Source organism: Clostridium sp. (genome assembly GCF_016650095.1).
GTDB lineage: Bacteria > Bacillota > Clostridia > Clostridiales > Clostridiaceae > Clostridium_AD.
Genome location: NZ_JAENWL010000162.1, coordinates 1 through 7,637, shown reverse-complemented (window position 1 = coordinate 7,637; position 7,637 = coordinate 1). Strand labels below are relative to the sequence as shown.

Sequence of the window (7,637 nt, the reverse complement as noted above, 5' to 3'; positions counted from 1 at the left end):
TCATATCATGAGATATTGAGGTTATGTTTTTTTCATAGATTTTATTGTATCTTTGAATAAAAAAATCCGATAAAATCTTTATATCTTCAACACGCTCTCTTAAAGGTGGTATATTTATTTTCACTACGGAAAGTCTGTAATACAAGTCCTGCCTAATAAATTTCTTAGTCAATATATCATTGTAGCTTATATTTGTTGCCGCAATAATCCGTACGTCAAATTTTCGTTCTTCATTTTCCCCTATCCTTCTGGCAGATCCGCTTTCAATTACCCTCAAAAGCTTTGCCTGTAACTGAATGGGCATACAATGAAGCTCATCCAAAAACAAAGTACCCCCATTACAAGCCTCAAATAATCCTTTTTTGTCAAGAGCCCCTGTATAACTTCCTTTACTGGTACCAAAAAAAGTACTTTCTATGAGATTTTCAGGAATTGCTGAACAATTTTGTGCTATAAATGGTTTATCTTTTCGATTTGAAGCATTATGAATTCCCTGGGCAAATAGTTCTTTTCCTGTGCCTGTCTCTCCTGTAATAAAAATTGAAGCACAGGATTTCGCAATACTTTTTGAAAATTGTACCAGGTTGACCATTTTTTCATTTTCACAAATTATATTATCTAAGTTGTAATTCGCTACATAGGCTAAGTTAAGACATTTAGGCTTTAACTTCATAGCAGTGCTACCATCCGAAATTGCCTTATCATTCTCAACCTGTTTATCTTTTACAGATACTATCTTTGAAAGCTCAATAGCTCCTACTATTAGCCCTGCATGTTTTATAGGAAAGGATATGTTATCAGTAGTTGTTTCTTCAAAAAATAAGTTTCTTACTTATTGCCCTTTTCGCTCAATTGGCTTATCTTTTTCCATACATTCCAAAAGCGAACTATTGAATTTATTTATATTATAAAACACATTAAATAGCTTTTTTCCCACAATTGACTCTTCCATTTTCTTATCAATATCAGGATTAAACTTTACAGTAAAAAGAATGGTTCCTTCACTATTTATAATAGTAACACCATCAATATAATCCATTACGCCATCATATAAGGTTATGATAATCACCTACTTCTAAATATATTGTAGTATGATATTTTGAATAAGTCAATATTGAAAATTATGTGATTTTCTTGTGAATATTCCGTACCATATTCTAACAAAATAATTAAACTATTTCACAAATTTTTTTAAACATTTCAGAATATTATTAAGAGTGATGCAGTAATTTAATATAAGGTTATTTTGTATCATTGAAGTGCAGGAGGAAATATGAGAACATCTTTTAATAGAAGAAATCCAATAAGACTTTGCCTTATATCATCAATTGTAATAGTAATAATATATATGATTTTTATTATTTTCTCAAATTCTAAAACTCCATTAAATAAGGCTGAATATATCGCAAATGGCCAACAATACGATACAATAATAAATGGAGTTAATGTAGTCTCTTATTCAGTTGCCTTTCTAGGAATGAATTACCTATGGGGTGGCACAACACCCGCAATATCGAATATTTCAGGCAAATATATAAGCGGTGGCTTCGATTGTTCCGGGTTTGTACAGTATATTTATAAACATTTTGATATAAATTTGCCTAGGACATCTATGGAGCTGATAAATAGGGGTGCATCTTTTAATATAAATAGTCTAGAGAAGGGTGATTTAGTCTTTTTTATGACAAATCCAGCTATGCCATATCAAGTATCTCATGTGGGCATATATATTGGTAATAACAAATTTATACATTCTCCAAAATCTGGTGATATTATAAAAATTTCAGAATTGACTGGATATTACAAAGAGAAATTTGTAATAGGTAAAAGAGTGATAAAATAAACTAAGCATGTGCCTTTTAATAATTAATAAAAAATAATTCTTTAATGTTAACATTTGATACATACATTCTTCATTATATCTACACAATTCTATGTTATTATTTAAATATAGATTGATAATGATTAAAGCGAAGTCCCCCTTTACTTTAATAATAAAAGCTGCGAAGTAACCCTTCACAGCTTTTTTCTTCTTTTTGTCTAAATGCTTATCCATCTTACAAAGAGAAAATTGGATATTATTTTTTCAAAAATTTATTTCCGGTGTTCGCGTAAAAAGACGCTCTAATTATTGCAATAAAAAGTGTTATCATTGCCAATATCTTTAAATAAGTAATATTATAAGCTCTTGCTACTAGATAGATAAAAATAACGATTGAGCAAAAAAACAATAAATTGCTTACAAAATTACATAAAGCCTTTTCATCATATTTTTCTTTCTCTTTTTTTGAAGAAGTATTGTATCCAGAGATTAAAAAACTACCTTTACCAGTTCTTATAATTACACCCAATATAATCACAATTGTAGGCATAATAAATATCGATATTTCCATAAATATACCCTCCTCAAACTTTCCATTACTGAACATCTTCAGAAATAGCAATTTAATTTATTCATCATCCTGAGCCAAATCATCTTTTATATTCCTTACCCCACCCCTTGGATCACTTACATCACCTATATATCTAGGAATTAAGTGTACGTTTAAATGGTTTATGGTTTGTCCAGCATAAGTTCCTACATTAATACCTATATTATATCCTGCTGGTTCATACTGAATATCAAATATTTCTTTTACTTCATGCAATAATCCATATATTGCTTTTATTTCTTCCTCGCTTGCCTCAAAGAAGCTAGAAAAATGCCTCTTAGGTATAATTAAACAATGACCTTCATTTACCGGGAAATGATCTAGTATTGCAAAGGCAAATTTGTTCTCTGCAATTATTTCTGATTTACGGTAGTCACAAAATTTACATTTTGGCATTGTACGTATCTCCTTTTATTTATATTATGCATTACTCCAATTCAGAATTTTCCTAAACCTATAACAACAGCTTAACTGCAGCTATAAATGTCATACCTATAATAATGTATCTGAAGTTCTTTTCATTGATTTTTTTAATCATCAGCATCCCTAGCAATGCACCAATTGCAATTGCTGGAATCATACCAATACTAAGTAAAACTGTTTTAAATGATATATTATGCCAGAATAAAATTTGTAATGGCACTTTTGTTAAATTAACGAGAAAGAAAAACCAAGCAGTTGTGCCCATATAATTATTTTTTTTAAAGTGCATAGATAACAAATAAACACTGAATATAGGTCCTGCAACATTACCTATCATAGTTGTAAAACCAACAGCAATTCCAGCTATTGCATAAAACCATCTGTTGCTTGGAACTTTTGAATTTTCACCTTTTTTTTCAATGTATATTAAAGCAACTAAGCAAAGTAAAACGGAAATAGCTATAACCGCCTTAAATTGTTTGTCATTAATGAAATTTCCAACTATAACCCCCATTATTAACCCTATGAACGTCCATGGCAAGAGTTTTTTTATATTTCCCCAATCTGCATGTCGATTATAATAGCATACTGCAAAGACATCACCTATTAATAATATAGGAAGGATAACTCCTGTTGATTCTTTTCCTCCAAATACACTAGCAATTATCGGTATAACAGGCATCAAAAACCCACTTATTCCTGTTTTTGAAGCACCTACTAATATGGCCGATATTATTACACATGACCATTGCCACATCGATAAATTAAACATATGAATGATTTCCACTGCTCTACACCTCTTTTATTTATAACCCTGCACACATAGCAAATGCAGGATTTCTCCTGCTTTATTATTAATATACTTAAATTAAAATTTCCTTAAAATGCAATCCAATATCAAAAGCATTTTTAACAATAAATCATTTCTATTTTTATTCTACACTTTTTAAAGAAAATTATCTACAATTATTCTCAATTACTCCTGTAATATGTAATTATTTATCGCATAAGCTATTCCAGATTCATTATTAGACTTAGTTAAATACTTTGCTTGTAGTTTAAGCGTCTCTACAGAATTTTCCATTGCTATGGGCATTCCAACACATTGAAACATCTCTATATCATTGTAATTATCCCCAAAAGCAATAACCCTATTTAGGTCTACATCTAATTTTTCTGATAAGATTTTCAGTGCCTTACCTTTAGAAATGTTTGAAGCCATTATATCCAGAAGTCCTCTCATAGAACTGAGTGCTGTAAGATTATCAAAATCTGAAAAATGCTTTTCTAAAAATTTAACCTGCTCGTGATCACTACATACTAATAAAATCTTTATAGCATTTATCTCATTAATACTATCTAAGATTCTATTATCTATATACTTAATAGGTACTCGCAAATTCTTTGGCAGCGCTTTATTGAGATCTTCAAATTTTACGGCTCTAGTGTTATTTTGTGTTGACAATACCACATCAGTAGTATATATTAGAAAATCTATATTATACTCCAGACAATAAGTTATGATTTCACTTACACTAATTTTGTCCATTACCTTTGAATAAAGTATTTCCCCCGTTTCTATATTTCTAATTAAGCCACCATTACAAGATATAGCATATCCTTTTAAATCTAACTGCTTTATAAAAGGCTTTAACATTAGATCAACTCTTCCTGAAGCAATGATTACTTCTAATCCATTTTGTTGAAGTTTTTTTAAGGCCATTTCATTTTCCTTTGAAATGACATCATCTGAATTTAATAATGTTCCATCCATATCACATACACACCATTTATATTTAAACACTCGCAACTTCTCCTTTCATATCTTCAATTATAATTATACTTTAAAATCATTAATTTTATAGTATTTACATTTATTAAATTTTCTGGCGGATGCATACCTGTCCTATTTTCCCATAAAAACAAATATTTCTTAATATTTAACATATACTACACAATTTATTCATTATTTTGTCATAGTTTTATGATATTATTTAAGTATAGATAAAGTATGAATTAAAGTGAAGTCCCCCTTTACTTTAATAAAAAAGCTGTGAAGTTTAACTTCACAGCTTTTTCGATTGTTTATTTTAAATTATATTTTATTTTGAATTTTCTTTTTCCTTTGCTCTCTTAGCTCGTCTATCATTAATTGTATACCATAGATCTGCATTTTTAATTCCCAATTTTTTGGGGTCAAATGTAAATGTATTCATTGTTTTTCCCTCTTTCAATTGAGCTTCGTAGTCTTTTAAAACTTTAAGTCCAATGTTTCCAAGGATTAGTATGGCAATAACGTTAAGCCATGCCATGGTACCAACAGCAATATCACCAAGTGCCCAAGCAACTTTTGCCGTCTTAATAGACCCATAAAAAGTGGAAGCAAGGATACCAACTCGGAGTACATTAATAATACCCTTGCTATTTTTAGATTTTCTAAACAAATATGTAAGGTTTGTTTCTGCTATATAATAGTATGCCATCAGTGTTGTAAATGCAAAGAAGAACAATGCAACGGCTACAAAACCTGCTCCAAAGTTTCCCATTACAGTTGAAACTGCCCCTTGAGTATATCCAGGTCCTATTTCAACAGTTGGTATATGTGATATTATGAATCCACCATCTGGATTTAGAACATTGTATTGGCCTGTTACTAAAATCATGAATCCAGTTGCAGAGCATACAAATAATGTATCAAAGTAAACTGCAAAAGCTTGAACTAAACCTTGTACAGCTGGGTGGGATACTTCGGCAGCCGCAGATGACTGCGGTCCAGTTCCTTGACCAGCTTCATTTGAGTAAATTCCTCTTTTAACTCCCCATTGAACTGCGAGTCCTAAGATACCTGCAAATGCTTGTTCAGCACCAAAGGCACTTTTCATTATTAATACAAACATTTTAGGAATTTCAGAGGCATTTACTACAAGTACTATTACTGCTACTACTATATAAGCCATTGCCATAAACGGCACTATAATTTCAGCAGTTTTTCCAAGTCTCTTTGTACCACCGAATACGATTAAAGCAAGTAGTACTACCAATACTGCTCCTGTTATCCAAGGAGCAACACCAAATGCATTATCAATACCAGCTGCAATACTGTTTGATTGAACGCCTCCAGCAAACAAGCCCAACCCAATTATAGTTGCAACAGCAAATATAGTTGCATACCATTTTTGTCCCATAGCTTTTTCGATATAGTAGGCTGGACCTCCACGATACTCACCATTAATTTCCTCTTTGTAAACTTGACCAAGAGCACATTCTATGAATGATGAACCCGCACCAAGGAATGCAATTGCACCCATCCAGAAAAGCGCACCAGGACCACCCATTGCTATTGCAGTAGCAACACCTGCTATATTGCCTGTCCCAACACGGCCAGCAACTGACATTGCAAAGGCTTGGAAGGAAGATACTCCTTGCTCTGAGTCTCCACCTTTAAATAAGTACTTAACCATGTGTTTAATATGTCGTAATTGAAGAAATCTTGTTCTAATTGAAAAATAAACACCTGTACCAAGACACAAATAAATAAGTGCCGGACTCCAAATAAGACCACTTAAAGCTTTAATAAAGTTTTCCATAATTACCCCCTTGTTTTTAGTAAACTAAATGATATCGTTTTCATTTAGTTTAATTCATCCTACAATCATTATTCAAACACCAATAGTTACAATCATACATTGAATGTTATCTCGAGCCTCCCTTTAATAATTTAACACTTGATTACCAAAAAATAAAAAAGGGGCATACTCAACCAAGAGTTGCCCACCCTGAAAACAAAATTCCTCGAATTCAAACCAAACTTTAATTTACCAACTGCTAAATAGTATTAGATTATAAAGTATACAATACCATATAATCTGAATCATTTCAACTTTCAAATAATAAAGCTTACCCCTCTTCCATAAAAACTATTTTTTTAAAAATTTAACAAATACTACATAATTTATTCATAATATTGTCATAATTTTATGTTATTATTATAAAATTAATAAAGTATTTATTAAAGTGGAGTCCCCCTCCACTTTAATAAAAAAGTTGTGAACTAAAATTCGCAACTTTTTTCATTTGTCTATAATTATACGAATTTATTAAGACTTATTATAAAATCGGAAAATTTATTCCTCAATAAATTGTGTCAATTCTTTGTTGAATTTAACTTGCTCGTCAAAAAACAATGCATGACCACTTAATTCAAAAGCCACAAGCTTAGAATTTTTGATACCTTGTTTTTGTGCCTCAGCCAATGGGAAAAGGCACACTTTGTCATGAATACCATGAAGAATTAAAGTCGGAACACTTATTTTCGAAAGATCATAAAATAAGCTTTCCTCACCTAACCAAGTGTTTGCAGTTGCTGCAGTACCCCAACTTGATGCTTGCAGCCCAAGCTCAAAATTCCAATCCGAAAACGCTTCAGTTCTATGCTGAAAGTAAAATATATCTCCAAAACCTCTTAACATTTTAGGACGGTCATTATATGTTCCCTCAATGATATCTTTAACAGCCTGCGGTTGTAACCCATATGGAAAATAAGGTCGTTTAATAAGACTAGGTGCTGCTGCAAAAAGAGCTAATTTTGCTACCCCATGCTCATTGTGCCTGGACATGTACCTAATAGCAATTGCTCCTCCTGTGGAGTGTCCCGCTAGTGTAAAATTCTTTATTTTAAGTGCATCTACTACTTCTCGAACATCGTCTGATAATCGATTATAGTCATAACCTGAAAATGGTTTATCAGATTCCCCAAATCCTCTCTGATCTATACCAATACAC

At 31.5% G+C, this 7,637-nt stretch carries 9 protein-coding genes; 1 reads left to right on the top strand and 8 read right to left on the bottom strand.

Going from position 1 to position 7,637, the window contains the following annotated elements; all coding sequences use genetic code 11:
* Both JJE11_RS10645 and JJE11_RS10640 read right to left on the bottom strand, forming a co-directional pair.
* Positions 1–673 (bottom strand): sigma 54-interacting transcriptional regulator (locus JJE11_RS10645; RefSeq protein ID WP_291635376.1); only part of this gene is annotated, 673 nt, incomplete at its 3' end.
* A gap of 159 nt (positions 674–832) precedes the next feature.
* Positions 833–1,039: a hypothetical protein gene (locus JJE11_RS10640; protein WP_291635374.1), complete on the bottom strand. Its 207-nt coding sequence runs from the start codon at positions 1,037–1,039 to the stop codon at positions 833–835.
* 234 nt (positions 1,040–1,273) lie between these two features.
* On the opposite strand from JJE11_RS10640, the gene JJE11_RS10635 reads away from it, so the two are divergent.
* Positions 1,274–1,843: a C40 family peptidase gene (locus tag JJE11_RS10635; RefSeq protein ID WP_291635362.1), complete on the top strand. Its 570-nt coding sequence runs from the start codon at positions 1,274–1,276 to the stop codon at positions 1,841–1,843.
* 235 nt (positions 1,844–2,078) lie between these two features.
* Here the strand turns inward: JJE11_RS10635 and JJE11_RS10630 are convergent, their stop codons facing one another.
* The 6 genes from JJE11_RS10630 to JJE11_RS10605 form a co-directional block, all read right to left on the bottom strand.
* On the bottom strand, positions 2,079–2,393 hold the full coding sequence (locus tag JJE11_RS10630; RefSeq protein WP_291635359.1) for a DUF3784 domain-containing protein: 315 nt from the start codon (positions 2,391–2,393) through the stop codon (positions 2,079–2,081).
* 57 nt (positions 2,394–2,450) lie between these two features.
* Positions 2,451–2,828, bottom strand: a complete 378-nt coding sequence (locus JJE11_RS10625) for an HIT family protein (RefSeq protein WP_291635357.1) — start codon at positions 2,826–2,828, stop codon at positions 2,451–2,453.
* Positions 2,829–2,886: 58 nt separating this feature from the next.
* Positions 2,887–3,627, bottom strand: a complete 741-nt coding sequence (locus JJE11_RS10620) for a sulfite exporter TauE/SafE family protein (RefSeq protein ID WP_291635355.1) — start codon at positions 3,625–3,627, stop codon at positions 2,887–2,889.
* Between the two features lie 204 nt (positions 3,628–3,831).
* Positions 3,832–4,659, bottom strand: a complete 828-nt coding sequence (locus JJE11_RS10615) for an HAD family hydrolase (RefSeq protein WP_291635353.1) — start codon at positions 4,657–4,659, stop codon at positions 3,832–3,834.
* 298 nt (positions 4,660–4,957) lie between these two features.
* A complete protein-coding gene (locus tag JJE11_RS10610; protein WP_366927925.1) occupies positions 4,958–6,442 on the bottom strand; it encodes an alanine/glycine:cation symporter family protein in 1,485 nt (494 codons plus the stop codon).
* 537 nt (positions 6,443–6,979) lie between these two features.
* A partial coding sequence (locus JJE11_RS10605) for an alpha/beta hydrolase (RefSeq protein WP_291635351.1) occupies positions 6,980–7,637 on the bottom strand: 658 nt, incomplete at its 5' end.